Origin of the sequence: Fenollaria massiliensis (assembly GCF_000312505.2) — a bacterium.
Classification (GTDB): Bacteria; Bacillota; Clostridia; order Tissierellales; family Peptoniphilaceae; genus Fenollaria; species Fenollaria massiliensis.
Window position 1 is genome coordinate 155,265 of sequence record NZ_HG326224.1, and the last position, 18,881, is coordinate 174,145.

General features: G+C 33.0%; 17 protein-coding genes and 1 riboswitch. All 17 genes read right to left on the bottom strand.

What is annotated here, in order from left to right; all coding sequences use genetic code 11:
• Window positions 1–62 precede the first annotated feature (62 nt).
• The 17 genes from grdB to mfd all read right to left on the bottom strand — a co-directional run bounded on the left by grdB (window position 63) and on the right by mfd (window position 18,881).
• The gene (gene grdB, locus BN30_RS00775; RefSeq protein WP_084691347.1) at window positions 63–1,373 is read right to left on the bottom strand and encodes a glycine reductase complex selenoprotein B; all 1,311 of its coding nucleotides are present in this window, start codon (window positions 1,371–1,373) and stop codon (window positions 63–65) included.
• 34 nt (window positions 1,374–1,407) lie between these two features.
• Window positions 1,408–1,884, bottom strand: coding sequence for a glycine/sarcosine/betaine reductase complex selenoprotein A (gene grdA, locus BN30_RS00780; protein ID WP_083304710.1), 477 nt, complete (start codon window positions 1,882–1,884; stop codon window positions 1,408–1,410).
• Between the two features lie 45 nt (window positions 1,885–1,929).
• Window positions 1,930–3,216 (bottom strand): glycine/sarcosine/betaine reductase component B subunit, encoded by a 1,287-nt coding sequence (locus tag BN30_RS00790; protein WP_019213626.1) that lies wholly within the window; start codon window positions 3,214–3,216, stop codon window positions 1,930–1,932.
• Window positions 3,217–3,272: 56 nt separating this feature from the next.
• Complete coding sequence (gene trxA, locus BN30_RS00795) at window positions 3,273–3,587, bottom strand: thioredoxin TrxA (RefSeq protein WP_019213627.1); 315 nt, start codon at window positions 3,585–3,587, stop codon at window positions 3,273–3,275.
• A 52-nt stretch (window positions 3,588–3,639) separates the two neighbouring features.
• Complete coding sequence (gene trxB, locus BN30_RS00800) at window positions 3,640–4,581, bottom strand: thioredoxin-disulfide reductase (RefSeq protein ID WP_019213628.1); 942 nt, start codon at window positions 4,579–4,581, stop codon at window positions 3,640–3,642.
• Between the two features lie 152 nt (window positions 4,582–4,733).
• Window positions 4,734–4,832: riboswitch (glycine riboswitch) on the bottom strand.
• Between the two features lie 117 nt (window positions 4,833–4,949).
• A complete protein-coding gene (locus BN30_RS00810) occupies window positions 4,950–6,551 on the bottom strand; it encodes a Na/Pi cotransporter family protein (RefSeq protein ID WP_019213630.1) in 1,602 nt (533 codons plus the stop codon).
• Between the two features lie 8 nt (window positions 6,552–6,559).
• A complete protein-coding gene (locus BN30_RS00815; protein ID WP_019213631.1) occupies window positions 6,560–7,027 on the bottom strand; it encodes a tRNA (cytidine(34)-2'-O)-methyltransferase in 468 nt (155 codons plus the stop codon).
• Window positions 7,028–7,036: 9 nt separating this feature from the next.
• The gene (locus tag BN30_RS00820) at window positions 7,037–7,855 is read right to left on the bottom strand and encodes a Cof-type HAD-IIB family hydrolase (RefSeq protein ID WP_019213632.1); all 819 of its coding nucleotides are present in this window, start codon (window positions 7,853–7,855) and stop codon (window positions 7,037–7,039) included.
• Window positions 7,852–9,270, bottom strand: coding sequence for a VanW family protein (locus BN30_RS00825; RefSeq protein WP_019213633.1), 1,419 nt, complete (start codon window positions 9,268–9,270; stop codon window positions 7,852–7,854). The genes BN30_RS00820 and BN30_RS00825 overlap by 4 nt, the downstream gene beginning before the upstream one ends.
• Window positions 9,267–9,914: an endonuclease III gene (gene nth / locus BN30_RS00830; RefSeq protein ID WP_019213634.1), complete on the bottom strand. Its 648-nt coding sequence runs from the start codon at window positions 9,912–9,914 to the stop codon at window positions 9,267–9,269. The genes BN30_RS00825 and nth overlap by 4 nt, the downstream gene beginning before the upstream one ends.
• Window positions 9,895–10,197, bottom strand: coding sequence for a DUF503 domain-containing protein (locus BN30_RS00835; RefSeq protein WP_019213635.1), 303 nt, complete (start codon window positions 10,195–10,197; stop codon window positions 9,895–9,897). The genes nth and BN30_RS00835 overlap by 20 nt, the downstream gene beginning before the upstream one ends.
• Complete coding sequence (locus BN30_RS00840; RefSeq protein WP_019213636.1) at window positions 10,197–11,387, bottom strand: glycine C-acetyltransferase; 1,191 nt, start codon at window positions 11,385–11,387, stop codon at window positions 10,197–10,199. The genes BN30_RS00835 and BN30_RS00840 overlap by 1 nt, the downstream gene beginning before the upstream one ends.
• A 13-nt stretch (window positions 11,388–11,400) precedes the next feature.
• Window positions 11,401–12,297, bottom strand: coding sequence for a tRNA epoxyqueuosine(34) reductase QueG (gene queG, locus BN30_RS08600; protein WP_019213637.1), 897 nt, complete (start codon window positions 12,295–12,297; stop codon window positions 11,401–11,403).
• Window positions 12,294–13,424, bottom strand: a complete 1,131-nt coding sequence (rodA, locus tag BN30_RS00850) for a rod shape-determining protein RodA (protein WP_019213638.1) — start codon at window positions 13,422–13,424, stop codon at window positions 12,294–12,296. Before rodA ends, queG begins: the two co-directional genes overlap by 4 nt.
• A 184-nt stretch (window positions 13,425–13,608) precedes the next feature.
• Window positions 13,609–14,247 (bottom strand): 50S ribosomal protein L25, encoded by a 639-nt coding sequence (locus tag BN30_RS00855; RefSeq protein WP_019213639.1) that lies wholly within the window; start codon window positions 14,245–14,247, stop codon window positions 13,609–13,611.
• A gap of 23 nt (window positions 14,248–14,270) precedes the next feature.
• A complete protein-coding gene (locus BN30_RS08605; RefSeq protein WP_019213640.1) occupies window positions 14,271–15,332 on the bottom strand; it encodes a peptidylprolyl isomerase in 1,062 nt (353 codons plus the stop codon).
• A gap of 72 nt (window positions 15,333–15,404) precedes the next feature.
• Window positions 15,405–18,881 (bottom strand): transcription-repair coupling factor, encoded by a 3,477-nt coding sequence (gene mfd, locus BN30_RS00865; RefSeq protein WP_019213641.1) that lies wholly within the window; start codon window positions 18,879–18,881, stop codon window positions 15,405–15,407.

The window sequence follows — 18,881 nt, forward strand, 5'->3', positions numbered from 1 at the left end:
TGACATAAACATAATTATGTACATCGCCCTTAATTAAAAGGGCGACTTATTATTTACAATAATTATTTATCGAAAACAGTTTGTCCGTCAACTTCAGTTTCTAAAGCATGTAATGCTTTTTCAACTAGTTTTCTTCTTAGAGAAACTTCTTCATCATGATCAAGTTTTGGATCTCCAAGTGGATGTGGAATAGCTATTGTAGGAACTATTCTGTTAGCACCAACTGTTAATGAAATTGGAACTACTGTACACATGTGAACTACAGGGATTCCTGCACGTTCAATTTCTTTTACCATTGTTGCACCGCAACGTGTACAAGTACCTCAGGTACTAGTTAATATAACTGCGTCAACTTTGTTTTCAACTAATTCCTTAGAAAACTCTGCTGCGAATTTCTTTGCGTTTGCAACGGCAGTTCCGTTACCTACTGTTGTGAAGTAAGCATTGTATAACTTACCAATTTTTCCTTCTTTTTCAAATTCTCTCATTATATCTAATGGAAGAACTCTGTTAGGATCATCGTTAGCATATACTGGGTCATATCCACCATGAGCAGTTTCAGCATTTTCACTTGTAAATGCATCTATACCTGTGATGTCATATCTACCATATTTAGAAGCAGATGAAGATTCAATGTGATCAGGGTTACCCTTAGCACAAATACCGCCTGAAGTAACTAAAGCTATAGTAGCTTTAGAAATATCTTTAACAGCTGGATTTGGATCAACTCTATCGAAGTTAGGCATTGGATATTCTGTTACAAATTCTTCACCTTTTAACTTCTTAATCATCATATCTACAGCTCTCTTTGCTCCTCTTTCTTCTACGAATAAATTGTATCTTACTCCTCTTTCGATGTATCCTTCTTCAGCTGGAGTACCGATTTCTTCATTCTTAGCTAGTTTTAGAGCTAATGGAGCCATCTTCTTAACAGCGTCAACCATACCAGCTGCACTGTTCTTTGTGCTTACTATATATACTGATTTCTTGAACATATCTGCGCCTGGGTTTTCAATGTACATACCAGTTACAGCAGGAATGCCAAGTTCATTTTGTACTGCATCTGTAATTGTAGCACAAGCTACACCGTATCTTCCTGCGTTAAATGCAGGTCCTGCGATGAATAGATCCGGTTCATATTTTTTAACCATTTCTAGTATAGCTGCTTTTGCTTCTTCTATGTTTTCTCCGAAATATGAGTCACCACATACTATAGTTGCAACAATTTCAGCTTCTCCTTTGAATTGACCATTTAAAGCCATTCCAGGACCCATAACCTTTTCTTCAACATAAGGTTTTATATCAGCTTTTTCTTCTCCACCAACACCGGCAAAGAATTGGTTAATATAATGAACTACTTTTAATTTACTCATCATATTTCCCCCCTTTTACTAAAATTTTTGGGCACTATTTATATTGAGTGTACTCATCTCTGATATTTTTGATTTCACTAGTAATAGCGTCAACGTCTAATACCATTTCCATCATGCCTATTTGTTCGTCATAAACACCTGCATCTACACTTTCCTTAAATTCAGGTTCTAATGCATGGTATACCTTAAGTCCCAACGAGACTCCGGCTAAAGGACCAGCCCATGTAGGGTCACCTGCTGTAACAGTTTCAGCTGCTAAGCCTGCTGTTTCAGCTTCTCCTCCACCAAGTAAAACTATGATGTTTTCTGCACCGTATTTATCTACGGCTTCTTTTACTCTGTTTTGGTTTTCTAGGTCCATAGCGCCTGCAGCTGTTCAGACAAAACACTCAGTAGCTGAGAATACAACTTCTGCTGGAGTTGTCTTTACACACTCTTCCATAGCAGGACCAGGAATACCGTCTCTGTCGCCAATTATAACAACTTTTGAATTTTCATTAAATATTGACATTCAAAAACTCTCCTTTCCTTTTTTAATTTTAAAATTTTTAATTAATTATTTGCCTCTTGCTGTTAAATATCCGAAACCTACTTCAGAAGTAGCTCCTGTTATAGCTTGGATTTCAACTGTTACTGAACCATCAGCCTTTAATGAACCGTCAAATCCACCTGCGATTGTATCGATAAATTCAGGGTGACCTATAACTTTGTCCATCTTAGGTAGTTCAATTAATTCATTTGCGTTACCGCCAGTAATAACTGCATCTGCAGCCTTGTCAGCGTCTGCTAATGATTGAGAAGCACCGTCTCTACCAGCGTATTCGTCTGTAATAATTACAGTCTTAACGCCTTGGCCTTCGATCTTCTTGCAGTTCATGATTAAGTCTGTATCTGGGTTACCAAAACCTTCTTGTGAAACAACAGCTCCATCAAGATCTAGATATCTAGTTAATTTAGCAGTCCAGTTTGAGCTTCTTTCCTTATCTGCAAGATAAACGTTTTCGTTAGTGATAATCATACCAACAAAGTTGATAGTTTTACCGTGTTCTTTGTACAATTCTTTAACAACTGGGTTGTTCATGTGTACATAAGATGGGTTCTTATCGCATGATGATACGCAGTTACCACTGATTATAGCTCCGTCAAAAACTTCAGTTGGGTATAAAATTGTAGGAACTATTTGTTTTGCATCGACACCATAAACGTATGTGTCATGTAGAAGTCCTTGAGATTGTAGCATTTGAACATATGCGACTCTTGGAAGTCCTTTGAACTTTTCAGCACCTTCCATTAAAGGTAATGTTTCATAAACTTCTGTTTCATCTGGAGTCAAGTTTCTTGCTGCTTCTGCTAAGTAAGCTGCAGTCTTGAATCCACAATATCTTAGAGCTTTTTCATGTTCGTGTTGCTTTAAACCATCAACTGGTTCAGCAATAACAACGATGTTGTTAGTTTTTGAGAATGGTGTATATTGAGCACCTGGGCCTGTCATGTCGACAATACCTTCTTGGAAACCAACAATTTTACCTGTTGTCATTACTGCACAACCTTTAAGAACGTTTGTTTTACCTGAACCAACTACATCAACTTTTGAAAGAATTCCAGGGAATACTCCGCCAGGTCCTTCAACTTTAACTCTTGGTTCAACAACATCTTTAACCGGTGTGATTCTAACACTTTCTCCCGGTCTAGCGATTTCTACGTCTACAGATTTAATGTGTTCATCTTCCTTGCAAAGGTTGATGATGTCTTCTTTATTTACATATAGAACTCCATTTTCTACCTTTGTCTCTTGGCCGAATTGAACATCTTTAATAAGCACGTTGCCTATTTCTAGACGCATAATCTCACCTCCCTTAAAATTTTAAATATATTTAACTATATAATAGTAAATAAACTTTAGTTATATTTTTCTAACATTTCTCTAACTGATTCTTTAGTAGCGTCTTCTTTAACTCTTGAATCAACTTGAGAACCATCTTTATAGATAGCAATTACTGGTAAACCCATAACTTTTTCGCCAATTGCTAATCTTCTTCCTTTTGAAATATCGAATGATGTGAATTTAACGTTTTTGAATTCATCTTCCATAGCGTGGATGTGTGGCATTAAAGCCTTGCATGGTTCACATGTAGGTCCCCAGAAATCCACTAATACATATCCTTCAGCTTGTTTAACTTCTTGTTCGAAATTGTCCTTTGTTACTTCTAACATTACGATTCCTCCTTAAAATTTCTTTAAATTCTTTAATTTATACTTGAGACTATTAGTCTGCAAAGTGCTCGTTAATATACTTTTCAGCTTGTGTAGCTGCTATAGCTCCGTCTGCTGTTGCTGTAACAACTTGTCTTAATTCTTTCTTTCTGTTATCTCCAGCTGCAAATACTCCAGGGATATTTGTGTGCATGTTTTCATCTGTTACGATGTATCCGCCTTGCATATCTAGTAAGCCTTCAACTATATCGTTCTTTGGAGTATATCCTACGAATACGAATAAACCAAATGTTCCGTCGTTTTCGTCAGCAAATATTTCTCTTCTTTCTTTTGTCTTAGTATCTTCAAGTACTATGCTTGTTAGAATACCATCACCTTTTACTTCTACAACTGTTGCGTTCCAGATATAGTCAAGTTTTGGATTCTTGTATGCTTTTTCCTTAATACTTTCAGCTGCACGTGCTTCATCTTTACCTTTTCTGTAAACAAGTGTAACTTTTCTAGCAAATTTAGATAGATACATTGCTTCTTCGAAAGCTGAGTCTCCACCACCAACAACATAAACTTCCATGTCTTCAAAGAAGTTAGCGTCGCATGTTGCACAGTAGCTTACGCCTCTGCCTGTGAATTCTTGTTCGCCTGGGCAACCAATCTTTCTTGGTGTAGCGCCTGTAGCAACTATAACAGTTTTGCCTTCATAAGTTTTGTCTTTGCAAACAACTTTTTTAACTTTATCGTTAAGTTCTAGTTTTTCAACTGTGTCTATAACGAATTCTGCGCCAAAGCTGTCTACTTGATCTTTCATTCTCTTAATTAGGCTTGGGCCTGAAGCTTCTTCAACTGAACCAGGATAGTTAGCAACTTCATCAGTTATAACTATTTGTCCGCCTGCTTTTTCCTTTTCTAGGATAAGAGTTTTAAGTCTTGCTCTTGAAGCGTATAAGCCAGCTGCAAGTCCTGCAGGGCCTCCTCCAATAATAATTACATCATACATTATGATATTCCTCCTTATACTACATATTGTTAATTAACAAATTGTCCGTAAATTAAAAAACAGAAAACAAGCCACTCTTGTTCTCTGTCTATAACCTGTGAGATTCTCTTAAACAAGATTGCTCCATCGGTGCTAAAAGCTTTCCAGAGTACTGTCAAAATACGGTTCTTTTACCTGAGACTTTTGAATTAGAGTAGTGAGCTCAAATTCTTTACCCTTCGGTGACATACGTTCTCTCCCGCATCTGTCGTCCAGTTCTTTACTAACTATATTATACTACAAATAGTATAAAATTGCAAGCTTTTCTGTATTTTATTTTTTTATATCTGAATTAAAAATTCTTTGCTATTATCCTATAGTTTTATAATTTATTCAAAATGTTTTAATATATATCCTGCGATATTGTCTGCATGGTCACCTATTCTTTCAAGATTCGATATTGTGTCTAAGAATATAATGCCTTGCTCTTCTTCGCATTCGTTTGACATAAGTCTTCTAAAGTGTTTCTCTCTAAATTCTTTTTCGCATACGTCTATCTTCTTTTCTACTTCAACTATATCATACGCCATATCTTCAGACATTGCTCTATATGCACTCATTGTAAGTGTAAATACTTTTACTGTTAAATCATACATTTCATTAAGTTCTTTTTTGCCTTCTCCAGTAAAGTGTATATCCATGTTTATTCTTTCTTCACTTAGTTGAGTTATATTTTTAACATGGTCTCCAGCTCTTTCTATGTCGTTTACTATAAAGAATAAATCATCGACTGTTTCGTGTTGTTCTTTAGATAGTCCTGATGTTGACACCTTTACTAAATAATCTATTATTTCTTTTTGAAGACTGTTTATAAGATCTTCTCTATCGTAAATAACTTCCATAAGCTCAATTTTTTTGTTAATTAATAGATTTCTTGAATCTTCTATGTTTTGTAAAACTAAATCATTCATTCTTGTCAATTCATCCACAACTGTTCCTATGGCTAAACCTGGTGTAGTTAATATACGATAGTCTAGGTGTATAGCGTGCTTGTCTTCTTTATTGTCGCTTTCTGGAATGATTTTTTGGGCAAGCTTAACTAATAATTTTGCAAATGGCATCATCCAAAGTACATTTATTACATTAAAGAATGTATGTGCCATGGCAATTTGTGTTGTTGTCGAAGCAAAAGTATTGACAACATAAGCTTCTATCGGATTCTTTAATAATAATAAAAATACAATTGAGCCAAAAACGTTAAATATAAAATGTATAAATGCTGCTTGTTTTGCTGTTCTACTTGCTCCAATACTTGAAATAAGTGCTGTTGTTGTCGTTCCTATGTTTTGTCCAAATAATATTGGGAAAGCTATGTGCATATTAATAATGTTTTGTGACGCAAGTGCAAGTATTATGGCTTGTGCTGCTGATGATGATTGAAGTATAGTTGTCATTACAATTCCGACTAAAAGTCCTAACCACGGATTAGTTAATTTTGCCATTAAATTGGCATAAAATGCGCTTTCTCCTAATGGCCTCATCGCGTCGCCCATAGCTGCCATACCAAAGAATAGTATACCAAGTCCTAAAACAATTTCCGCATAACTTTTTATTCTTTTCTTTTTACCAAGCATAAATAATAAAACACCGATGAATATCGCTATTGGTGCGTATCTAGAAATATTTAGAGCTAGCATTTGGCCTGTGATTGTTGTACCAATATTTGCTCCAAAGATGATTCCAACTGCTTGATATAGGTTCATTAGTCCTGCGTTTACAAAGCCGACAACCATAACTGTAGTAGCTGATGAACTTTGTATAATCATTGTTACTACAGTACCAACTAATATACCCATGAAGGTATTTTTAGTTAAAGCGCCAATAATATTTTTTAATTTGTTTCCTGCTGCCTTTTGAAGTCCGTCTCCCATAAGGCTCATTCCATATAGGAATAAACCAAGGCCGCCCATAAGTCCTAATAAATAATCCATATCATCACCTATATAAGATTCATAAAATCAAGCTGTCTTAATGCTTCATACAATATAACCGTACAAGAGTTTGCCAGGTTTAACGATCTTTTTAAATCTTTAATCATTGGTATTCTTATTGCTCTTTCGCTATATTTTTTAATCAAATTCTCTGGTAAACCAGCTGTTTCTTTGCCGAAGAAAATAAAATCGCCATCTTTAAATTTAACATCAGAATAAATATTATTGGTCTTTGTAGTTGCCAAATAAAAATTTATATCTTTATTCTTTTCGAAAAAATCGTCTAAATCTTCATATATTGTAAGATCTAGATACTTCCAATAATCAAGACCAGCTCTTTTTAAATGTTTGTCGTCTAAATCAAAGCCAAATGGCTTAATTAGATGCAATCTTGAATTTGTTAAGACGCAAGACCTCGCTATCGCTCCTGTGTTGTGCGGTATCTCTGGTTCATGTAAAACTATATTGATTGCCATGAGTTCCTCCTAGAAATATTGTTTTAAGAATTTCATTATACCGTCATGATCATTGTCATAATCAGTTATGAAATCTGCTTTTTGTTTTAACTCGTTAGTAGCATTACTCATGGCAACACCAACTTTCGATTCTTCTATCATTTCTATGTCATTATTGTTGTCTCCAAAGGACATTAAATTATTTAGATCCAATCCTAAGTTTTTACATAGATATTTTAACGATCTAGCTTTATTTACCCCTTCTGGAACAATCTCAATATTATTAGTCCAAGAACTCGATATTTTAATTTTATCAATTTTGCTTAGCTCTTGTCTTACTTCTTCAATATATTTTTTATCTTCTTCTACTAGTAATACTTTAAAATAAGAATTGTTCTCGCATGACTCTTTAATTTCTTTTATGTTATTATATTCAATTATATCTATAGTATCTTTTATATTTTTAGGTACTCTTGAGTATGTGTTTAGTGATGTAGTTCCCTTAAGCCTATAAAACTCATTCACTCCGTAAAAATGAAAGTTCATCTTATAATCATATAATAAGTCAACAACTTTTATAAAAGCATCTGTATCAATTGGTTTTTCATAAACTCTTCTGCCTTCATAGTCTGTGACCACGCTTCCATTTGTGGCTACTATTGAAGTTTTAAATGGCAATATGTGTGCATAAGCTTCGATTGATTTATGAAGTCTACCGCTTGAGAGAACTATTTCAACTCCATTTTCACTTAATCTTTCAAGCTCCAGTGATGTGCCTCTACTTACCATTTTTTCACTATTTAATAAGGTGCCATCCATGTCGAAGGCAAGTATTTTTATATCTATCATGGCAAAATCACCGCATCGTTATTCCCACTATCTTGGACAGAGCTATCAATATCTGCAGATTTTTCAGAAACTCTAACTATTGTATCTCTCTTTGGATAATAGTTTTTTGTAAATTGTTTATTTGAAATAACTTTTCCATCTTTAGTAATAATTTTATTAGTTACTACTCTATATCCATCATAACCCTTGAAATCAACTACTCTCTCTCCTGGTTTAAGACTAGGATCAACTTTTTCAATGGTTTCAGATTTAATTACTTCAACTATCTCTGATTTGAAGCTTATATCGTAATCTTTTTTAGTTTTGTCTCCGTATACATAAAATGTTACTTTATTTTTTGTAACATTTGAGTCTATATATATAGGAAAATCAAAATCATTTTTAAATCTTAAATTTTTTGTTCCTCTCCAAACAGCACAATCTTGTCCCTTTGGTACATAAGCAGCTGCTCTTGAATGAGGATGTCTTTCAATTATTTTAACTCCTGCCCTTATAAGAGCATTATATAGTGTTGTTGAAGTTTGGCACATGCCTCCTCCTAAGCCGTCCTCATATTCTCCACCCTTTAATACATGAGCATTTTTATAACCTTTTGCTGCAGTTACGTCTCCTATAGCATTGTTAAAATTGAAAGATTCTCCAGGAAGCAATAATTTCTTTGAAACAGTATCTGACGATACTCTTATATTTGTCTTTCTCTCATTTGAGCTAGTACTGATGTCTGTTGTAAATGAGCCTATAAGTCCATTGATTTTCTCTAACTCAGAATGTTTTTTCTCTGGTTCAATAGTCTCAACACTTGCAGTAACTGTTTCTTTACTATTGTTTATAGCATCAATTATATCATTTTTTAATTTTTCTGAATTTAATTTTTTTCCTTCTTTACTCTCAGTAGAAGTTATTTTGCCATTACTCACGCTAAATTCTGCATTTACTGCGTCCGAATTAGTTTCGCTAGCAATTTTGGATACAAATTCATCAACATGTGAGTAATCAATTTCTTTATCAATATTGATATTTAGTGGATTTTTTTTAAGTGCTTCAAATTTATTGTATCTTTCTTCTAGTTCTCCTTCTCTTGCATAATCGTATGCTTCGTTAACTGCTTTATCAACGTCCATCTTATGATCTAGATTTTTTAACTCAAAGTTATAATTTTTGTCTTCAACAGTTACGTTGATATTTTTTCCTTCTAATTCACTCGCTTTTGCTGTAAGAATTTTTTCTTTTGCCTTTTCTTTTGAAAGCCCTCCAACATCAATTCCATCAATGGTGATGCCTGAGTAAATATTATCTCCTTGTAGCGCTTCTTCCATAGCTTCTATCCTTTTAAGCTCTTTATATTTTGTATATCCAAAATATCCTCCGCCTAAAATTAATATTAGGACTATAAATATTGCTAATCCTTTTTTCATTTATCCATTCCCCTTCTATATAAACAAATCTCGCTCAAATCGCATTCCAAGCACAATGGTCTTTGTGCCTTGCATACTCTTCTTCCATGAAATATCAAAAGATGATGGGCAAGTGACCAAGTGTCCTTTGGAAGCTTTTTCATAAGTGCTTTTTCAGTATCCAATACATTGTCTTCATGAACTAAACCAATTCTGTTTGAAACTCTAAATACATGAGTATCAACAGCTATCCTTTGTTCGCCAAAAGCATTTGATAATACTACATTGGCAGTTTTTCTTCCTACTCCTGATAATTCTACTAGCTCTTCAAATGTTTTTGGCACCTGGCTATCGTATTTATGTACTAATATATCGCAAGTCTTTTGTATGTTTTTTGCCTTATTTCTGAAAAAGCCTATGGATTTAACCATATCTTCAATTTCAGAAAGAGGTCTTTCTATGTAATCAACTGGTTCTGGCATGATTTGAAACATCACGTCAGTAACCTTATTAACTTGCTTATCTGTTGTTTGAGCTGATAATATCGTTGCTATCAAAAGCTCAAATTCATTTCTAAAATGCAGCTCAGGACCTGCGTCGGGATAATCCTGACGCAGTATGTCCAAAACTGTATTTACTTCTTTTTTATTTAATACTTTTTTCATAACTATACATCTCTTTATCTATGTTTGTAATTTCAACCCTATCGTCATTATCGATAAAGTTTATAATTTTCTCGATAGTTTTCTCGTTATATTTACTTTCATTTGAAACGAAGGAAAATCCTAAATCACTTACCTGCCACTTATCGTTATCTGCAGCTTCGCAAACAGAGACATTAAACCTTGACCTTATTCTTTCTACGATGGATTTAACAACCATGCGTTTATCTTTTAAGCTCAAAGCATCATATATAGTTATGCTGATAAGCATATTCGTAACGAACATTATTGTAAAATGTTCATTTCCTTTCCTACTTTTTCAAATATTCTGCATGCTTCATCAAGTTGTTCTTTTGTATGAGCTGCTGTAACCATGCATCTTACTCTACCAGTTCCTCTTGGTACTGTTGGGAATACTATAGCTGAAACGAATACTCCGTTTTCAAGTAATTTTCTTGAGAATTCCATAGCTTTTGCTTCTTCGCCAATAATAACTGGAGTGATAGGTGTTTCGCTGTGACCTGTATTAAAGCCAAGCTTGCTTAGTTTTTCCTTGAAATATCTAGCGTTATCCCAAAGTTTATCAGTGTATTCACTGCTTTCCATTAGCATCTTGATAGCTTCAGTTATAGCTCCAACTGATGCTGGTGTTAAGCTTGTTGAGAATAATACTGGTCTTGCTCTATGGATAAGCCATTCATACATAGTTTCTGATCCAGCTACATATCCACCGATACAGCCAATAGCTTTTGATAAAGTACCGATTGAGAAATCAACTCTTCCGTGTAAATGGAAGTGGTCAACTGTACCTCTACCATTTTCACCAAGAACTCCTGATCCGTGAGCATCGTCAACATAAGTCATGCATTCGTATTTTTCAGCTAAATCAACGATGTCAGGAAGCTTAGCTATATCTCCATCCATTGAGAAAACGCCGTCAGTTATGATAAGAACGTTTCTATAATTTTTTCTCTTTTCTTTTAAAACATCTTCCAAGCTATCCATATCAGAGTGCTTAAATATAGCTCTATCTGCTTTAGAAAGTCTTGAACCATCGATGATTGAAGCATGGTTTAACTCATCAGATATGATTAAGTCGCCTTTTTCAGTTACTGCTTGGATAGTACCTGCGTTGCAGTTAAATCCTGATTGATAAACGAAGGCTCTTTCTTCTCTTTTAAACTCTGCTAAAACTTTTTCAAGTTCTTCATGGATATCCATGTTACCAACTATGGTTCTAACAGCTCCTGAGCCTGCTCCGTATTTTTCTACCATTGCGATAGAAGCTTTTTTAATTCTAGGGTTATTAGCAAAACCTAAGTAGTTGTTTGATGATAAGTTTATTACTTTCTTACCATTTAAAATAATTTCAGCATCATCAGGTGAGCTTAATATAGGTAATTTTCTATAAACTCCTTGATCTTTTAACTCTTGGATTTTGTCTTTTAAAAATCCTAATTCGTGTACATTTGACATAATACCCTTCCTTTCATTTGACTATATCATTTTTATTATTATCTATAATATTTGCATTTCTTTCGAGGATTTTTTTGCCTCGCCATAAGGCTGCCATGGCTTTATATTTTTCTTTAAATTCTCTATTGCTTAAGTTAAAGTCATCTTTATATACAAGTCCATAGTCATCCAATTCATGAAACTCTTCATGATAAACTTTTTTGGCATTTTTATTATAAGGGCAGACTTCCTGGCAAATGTCACAGCCATATATGTAAGTCTTTATATTTTTCTTTTCAAATTCACTTAAGTCGCCTTTTTTTTGAGTGATGTACGATAGACACTTTGTCATCTGCATCTTATAGCCGCAAAGTGCTCTGTTTGGACAAGCCCTCTCACATATATCACATGAGCCGCAATCAATTTTTAGACTTTCATCATAAAAATCACTAGGCTCATTACTTATTATATACCCAATAAAGATAAAAGAACCCAAATTTGGATTAATAATGCAGGTGTTTTTACCTAAAAATCCTAAGCCCGATTTTTTTGCAAGAAGTCTTTCAATCAAAGGACCTGTGTCAACAAAGACATGACTTTCACTTTTCTCATCTAAAAATAATTCTTTATCAATTTTATCAAGCTTTTCCTTGAAAATTTTGTGATAGTCATATCCATAAGATGACCTTGATAATAAATAAGATCCTTCTTTTCTCTTAGCTTTTTTATAATTATAACTTAAGCCAAAAACAATTATACTTTTAGCATTCGGAAAAAGAGTTTTTGGATTTAATCTTTCTTCCTTATTGTACTTAGTAAATTCATTTGATGCATCTCCAAGCAAATCTAATCTTGATGCATCGGTAATCCTAAAGGCATCAACGCTGTATTTTTTTATTAATTTATCAAGTTCACTGTGTTTTATAATCATTTTAATAAATCAAAGCTATCGTCAGTAAATCTTTTTGCTCCTCTATTATAATTAACAGAAAGAACTAGACCTATGCAGGCAAGGCCTGTTAATTGGAAAGTTCCTGCATAGCTTATAAATGGTAGAGGAATTCCTGTAACTGGTAAAATTCCTAGTATCATACCTATGTTTTGCACTATATGAAATAGAAACATACCTAAAAACCCTGATACCATTGCGGAGCCAAAAACATTGTTAGAACTCTTAGCTATAATAAGCATTCTTCTTAACATGGTGTAATATAAAAATATCATTATCGCTCCGCCTAAAAAGCCAGTTTCCTCACCTACTATAGCAAAGATTGAGTCAGTATGTTTTTCTGGAACGTATTTATATAAATTTTGTGTACCCTTAAATAAACCTCTGCCAAAAAGTTTACCTGAGCCTAGTGCGATTTTGCCTTGAATAACTTGTCTACCCGAGCCCATAGCATCTCTTGTTGGATCAAGAAAGTCATATATTCTGTTCTTTTGATATTGATTCATTGAAAACCATAATGCTGGTATCGATAAAATTCCTAAACCTATAGCGTACATAACATATTTTAAAGAAATTCCTTGTGAAAATATCATTATGAAAATGAAAAATACATATACAATTGCTGTACCAAAATCTGGTTGTAAAAGAATCAAAAATACTGGTAAGAATGCAAATGCAAGTATTTTAAGCAAAACAAATGGATTATTTAAATTTTCTATATTTTTATCTATGTACTTTGCAAGTGATATTATTAAACCTACCTTTACAAACTCTGATGGCTGAAATGAAAATCTTGATCCTATCTGTATCCAGCTTTTCGCATCGTGAACAGTTTTTCCAAATATAAGTGTTGCCACTAATAATAAGATGCATCCCGCATATATGAATAGGTATAGCTTGCCCCATATATTGTAATCTATTATCATCAAAGTAAACATCACAACTAGCCCTAATGCTAAAGACAAAAAATGTGTTTTCATTAAGCCGTTTTGTACTGGCTTTGCAAATGATAGAGTAGTTGAATATACCATGATGGTGCCAAAAGCAAGTAGCGCCAGTATTGACATTACTAAAATTATATCTATTCTTAACTTAGGTTTTTTAATCATATTTTTCTCCTTTGCATACATATTTATTATAAAATAAATATTTCTCTAAGTCAAGAAGTATACTGATTATAATTTAATTTTTAATTAAATAATTTTACTCAATTTTTAATTTGCATAAAATGATTTTACGCAAAATAAAAAAGCCTCGCTACTCTTAACGAGTGGCAAGGCCATATAAACAATATTATTCGTTGTCTTCTTCTTTTTCTTCTTTACCTACTACAGGTACATCAGCTGCTGAAGTTTCAACTGCTTCTTCTTCTTTTTCTTCTCTTGGTGCTGATAATGAACATACAACTTCATCTAGATCTATAAGTACTTCAACATCTTTGTTGTCACCAACTATATCCTTAACTGTGAATGAGTCATCATATTCCATGTTTTGAACATCAATTGAGAAGCTATCTGGAATGTTGCTTGGTAATACAAGAACTTCGATAGTATCAAGTTGTTGATTTAATACAGATGGTTGTTTTCTGATTTCATCTCTGTTAAGTAATTCAACTGGAACTTCGATCTTAATCTTTTCGTCCATGTTAATTCCTTGGAAACCAACATGTAGAATTTGATTTTTGAATGGGTGTCTTTGAATTTCCTTAATGATAGCTGGTCTAACAGCTCCATCGATGTCAAGATCTATGATACTTGTCATACCTGCTTTTTGGTATAACATTTTGAATTCTAGATCATTGATAGTAATGTGTTCTGATTCTTTTCCTTTTTGGAAAATTGCTGCTGGTAATTGTTCATTTTGTCTAATTTTATCAACTTTATTTTTTCCTACAGCTTCACGCTTTTGTGCTTTTAATTTGTATTCAGCCATAATATCCTCCTTAAATTTATTACTTATTTATTATCTGATTTGTCTTCAGCTTCACTGTCATCTTTTGTTTCAGTGTCTTTGCTGTCGTCTTTAGTATCAGCGTCTTTGTTATCAGCATCTTTTGCTTCATCATCTGCCTTTACATCGTCATCTTTAATTTCTGGTAAATCCATCTTCTTAACGTCTGCATTTGCTCTAAGCTCTTTCATGTATCCAACAAATTTTTGAGTTTTTAATGTTTGTTCTATCTCAGCTTTTAAATCTTCAAGTTGATCTTTTTTATCTTCAACTTTTACTATGTGATATCCCATATCACTCTTAAATACTTTTGAGTAAGAACCGATTTCAGTTGAGCTAACTGCATTTAAGAACTCTTCTGGCATTGATGATGCTTGAACTTCGCCCATCTTACCGCCATTTGATGCTGAGTAAGTATCGCTTGATTCTTTCTTAGCTAGTTCAGCAAAATCTTCACCAGCTTGAAGTCTATCGTAAAGCTTTTTAGCGTCATCTTCATTGTCCGCCATGATTTGGCTTAAGCTATACTTTATAAGCTTATCCTTGTTAGAATCATAGAATTCTTTGATTTCTTCATCAGTAATCTTATTGTCCTTATAAAAAGATTCTTCTAGTTTTTGTTGCTTATAATCTTTTTTGATACTATCTTTAATGAAATCATCTGTTATATTTTGTTGTTTCAAGAATTGTTCGTATTGTTCTTTACCGCCCATATCCTTGATTGTTTGTTCATATAACTTGTTTACTTCTTCATCTTCGATAGCAATCTTCTTCTTATCGATTTCTTGATTAATAAGTTCATCAACTATAAGTTTTTCAAGTATATTATCTTTAAGCTTATCCTTAAAAGAAACACCGTCTTTATCAGTTTTCTTTAGCGCTTCTTCTCCAAGTTGTTGCTTATACATACGTTCATATACTTTATAGTTTTCTGTGAAATCTTTTTCACTTATTGCTTTTCCGTTAACTGTTGCTACTGCATCTTCATCTGCTTTTTTACAAGATGTAGCAAATAAGATTGACATCACAGTTAAAACAAGCAAAATAATTTTAATGTTTTTCTTCATCATATCTCCCCTTAATTTTTACTCATAGAATTATTATATATCTTTTTAAATAAATTTTCAAGCTTTTTTTATCTATTTACTCATTTTAAATAAAATTAATATATCTTTTATGAGTTTTATCTTGTTTTCACCCTCTATAGATATTCTTATAACATTCATATATCTCTTGTTTATATAAAGTCTGTTCTTATATTTCTTATATATATCAGCTATCCACTGAGGATTGATAACTTTATCGTTTAAAAATTCTATCCTAAAATCGCCACCTACCTCATTAATTGATGTTATTGAAAATTCTTTTGCCATGGATCTAATCTCGCTTATATCGATTAGATTAACTATTGATTTAGGTATATCGGCAAATCTGTCAACGATTTCATCTATAAGCTCGCTCTTCATCTCTTCGTTTTCAACTGCAGCTATCTTTTTATATAGATCCATCTTAATGTATTCGTCAGGAGCAAAATCATCTGGTATATAAGCATCAACGGTGATGTCAACTCTTGTATCAATATCTTCTTTAACTTCATATCCTCTAAGCTTCTTTATAGCAAGATTTAAATATTTGATGTATAAATCATAACCGATCGCAGCGATGTGGCCGTGTTGAGACGTTCCTAATAAATTACCTGCACCTCTAATTTGCAAATCACGCATAGCAATTTTATATCCACTTCCAAGCTCAGTAAACTCTTTTATCGCCTTTAGTCTCTCTTCTTGTGTTTCAGTAAGAACTTTATTTTCTTTATAAGTGAAATAGCCGTAAGCAATTCTATTCATTCTGCCTACTCTTCCTCTTAACTGGTAAAGCTGGCTTAGACCCATATTTTCTGAGTTATAAACGATAATTGTATTTGCATTTGGTATGTCAAGTCCTGTCTCGATTATAGTTGTCGATAGCAAAACATCATATTTATGATACATAAAATCCATCATAACTTTTTCAAGTTTTGACTCAGTCATTTGTCCGTGACCGATGGCAATTCTTGCTTCAGGAACTAAATTTTGTAATTCATTATACATTTTTTCAATGTTCTCAACATTATTAAAGACAAAAAACACTTGACCGTCTCTATCCATCTCTTTAAGTATCGCATCTCTAACAAGACTCTTATTATATTCCAAAACATAAGTTTGTATAGGATATCTATCTTGAGGCGCTTCCTCTATAACAGACATACTTCTTATGCCTGACAAAGCCATGTGCATGGTTCTAGGTATTGGTGTGGCTGAAAGTGATAAAACATCAACATTTTCCTTAAGTTTCTTAATTTTTTCTTTATCTCTAACACCAAATCTTTGTTCTTCGTCTATGATTAATAAGCCTAAATCTTTAAATCTAACATCATCAGATAATAATCTATGTGTTCCAACGACTATGTCTATGCTATGAGTTTTAAGTTCTTCGGCCGTTTGCTTTTGCTCTTTACTTGTTCTAAAGCGAGACATCATGGCCGAACGGATTGGATATTTATTAAATCTCTCAATAATTGTCTCATAATGCTGCTGACAAAGTATAGTTGTTGGACATAAGAATGCAACTTGCTTACCATCCATGATGGCTTTGAACGCTGCTCTAAGGGCTACTTCAGTTTTGCCAAAACCAACGTCCCCGCATAAAAGCCTATCCATGGGCTTATTTGACTCCATATCTCTTTTTATATCGATAATTGCTTCGAGCTGTCCCTTTGTCTCTTCATAAGGAAAGGACTCTTCAAAGTCTCTTTGCCAAGCAGTATCTTTTGAAAAGGCATAGCCTTCTTTTTCTTTTCTTATTGCATATAGCTCAACTAAATCTTCAGCCATCTTTTCAATAGCCTTCTTTGATTTTGATTTTTGCTTGATCCAGTCATTTGTAGATAATTTATTTATCTTAACGTCTTTGCTATCTTTATCAGAAAACTTCTGTATCCTATCCATCTGAGCGATTGGTACATAAAGTTTGTCCTCGCCCTTATACTGTATATATAAGAAGTCTTTTTTTACGCCAAGAACTTCTAGCTTAACTATGCCCTTATATATACCTACACCATGGTCTTCATGAACTATATATGTTCCTTCGGATATATCTGAAATATCAAGCTTCTTTGAAGATTTTTTCTTTCTAAGTTTTTCTTTTTGCGAGCCATAAATATCATTTTCAGATAAAACTATAAATTTATTTTCACTAAATACAAAACCTCTAGTAGATGAATCATTTCTTAATAAGAGTTGATTTGATAAAATCTTGTCATCTACTTCATCCTCTTGTATAAAAGCTATGTCATTATCTTTTAATAGAGAATAAATTCTATCGTATCTTTCAATATCTTTTATAGATAAAAGTATCTTATAGCCTCTAAGCTTATAGTGTCTTAAATCACCAAGAAGCGCTTCATACTTAGAATTATATTTTGTTACAGAATTTAAATGTAAATTGTAAATAGCTTTTGGATTAAAATCTTTTGTATTTAATAAAATATTTGACAGTAAAACTAAATTATTCTTTTTAATCCTATTAAGAACGTCACCATATGACATGATGGCGTTAAACTCTTTTTGAAGTATCTCGCCATTCTTATATAAGGACTCCATCTCTTGAGAGTGAAAATTTATGTACTTATCATACTCTTCTTCAAGTCTTTTACTCTCATCTAAATAAATATAAGTATTTTCATCAAAATAATCAAAGATGCTGCACTTGAATTTATCAGGGATATATCTTAATAGTAGAGATCTGTTCTTATCAAAACTATCTTCCTTAAGCATCTCAAAATATTCTTTAAACTTCTCATTCATAAGTGAGTATGAGCTCTTGTTAGCTTCTTTTGTCTTGTCAAAGTCTTTTTTTAAATTATCAATAATATTTTTTTTGTATTTATCAAGAATTAAAATTTCTCTTGCAGGATTAATAATAATTTCTTCAGTCGTTGCAATAGTTTTTTGTGTATCTTTGTCAAAAATTCTTATTGAATCAATTTCATCAGAAAAAAACTCTATCCTAAATGGCATATCAGAAATCGAGTCAAAGATATCCACAATAGAGCCTCTAAGAGCAAACTCGCCTTTATTAGAGGCGATACTTGCTCTTTTGTATCCAAGCTCAGTTAAAGAACTAGTTAAGTCATCTATATTAACGACTTGACTAGTTTTTAAACTAAAGCTTAGGCTCTTATAGATATCTTGACTGATAAGCTCTTCATCAAGAGTTTTTACATCCATTATCAAGATAGAGTTTTTGTCCTTAAGTACAGACATAAGTGTCTGTATCCTTGAATATTCAGTTTCTAAAGAGGAGTCGCTAACATTATAAAAAAGCATCTCTCTCTTTTTTAAATAATATACATTGGAATGAGAATTTTTTAAATCCTCATAAATTCTTCTTGCTCTTGCTTCATCATACGTGATGATGATGGAGCTAGTATCAGTTTCATCTTGGATAGTTTTAACGCTAACGCCTATAGCTTCTTCTACAAGACCATTTATAAAAATGGGACTTAATTCGTTTTTAACGTCATTAACTATATCTTTGTATTGAAAAGCTAATAAGCCTTTTTGTAAAATATCCAT

What these genes read in the sequence shown, in the direction of transcription:
- BN30_RS00790 (WP_019213626.1), bottom strand. Translation starts at nt 3,216, where the DNA reads ATGCGTCTAGAAATAGGCAACGTGCTTATTAAAGATGTTCAATTCGGC.
- trxA (WP_019213627.1), bottom strand. Translation starts at nt 3,587, where the DNA reads ATGTTAGAAGTAACAAAGGACAATTTCGAACAAGAAGTTAAACAAGCT.
- trxB (WP_019213628.1), bottom strand. Translation starts at nt 4,581, where the DNA reads ATGTATGATGTAATTATTATTGGAGGAGGCCCTGCAGGACTTGCAGCT.
- BN30_RS00810 (WP_019213630.1), bottom strand. Translation starts at nt 6,551, where the DNA reads ATGGATTATTTATTAGGACTTATGGGCGGCCTTGGTTTATTCCTATAT.
- BN30_RS00815 (WP_019213631.1), bottom strand. Translation starts at nt 7,027, where the DNA reads ATGGCAATCAATATAGTTTTACATGAACCAGAGATACCGCACAACACA.
- BN30_RS00820 (WP_019213632.1), bottom strand. Translation starts at nt 7,855, where the DNA reads ATGATAGATATAAAAATACTTGCCTTCGACATGGATGGCACCTTATTA.
- BN30_RS00825 (WP_019213633.1), bottom strand. Translation starts at nt 9,270, where the DNA reads ATGAAAAAAGGATTAGCAATATTTATAGTCCTAATATTAATTTTAGGC.
- nth (WP_019213634.1), bottom strand. Translation starts at nt 9,914, where the DNA reads ATGAAAAAAGTATTAAATAAAAAAGAAGTAAATACAGTTTTGGACATA.
- BN30_RS00835 (WP_019213635.1), bottom strand. Translation starts at nt 10,197, where the DNA reads ATGTTCGTTACGAATATGCTTATCAGCATAACTATATATGATGCTTTG.
- BN30_RS00840 (WP_019213636.1), bottom strand. Translation starts at nt 11,387, where the DNA reads ATGTCAAATGTACACGAATTAGGATTTTTAAAAGACAAAATCCAAGAG.
- queG (WP_019213637.1), bottom strand. Translation starts at nt 12,297, where the DNA reads ATGATTATAAAACACAGTGAACTTGATAAATTAATAAAAAAATACAGC.
- rodA (WP_019213638.1), bottom strand. Translation starts at nt 13,424, where the DNA reads ATGATTAAAAAACCTAAGTTAAGAATAGATATAATTTTAGTAATGTCA.
- BN30_RS00855 (WP_019213639.1), bottom strand. Translation starts at nt 14,247, where the DNA reads ATGGCTGAATACAAATTAAAAGCACAAAAGCGTGAAGCTGTAGGAAAA.
- BN30_RS08605 (WP_019213640.1), bottom strand. Translation starts at nt 15,332, where the DNA reads ATGAAGAAAAACATTAAAATTATTTTGCTTGTTTTAACTGTGATGTCA.
- mfd (WP_019213641.1), bottom strand. Translation starts at nt 18,881, where the DNA reads ATGGATATTTTACAAAAAGGCTTATTAGCTTTTCAATACAAAGATATA.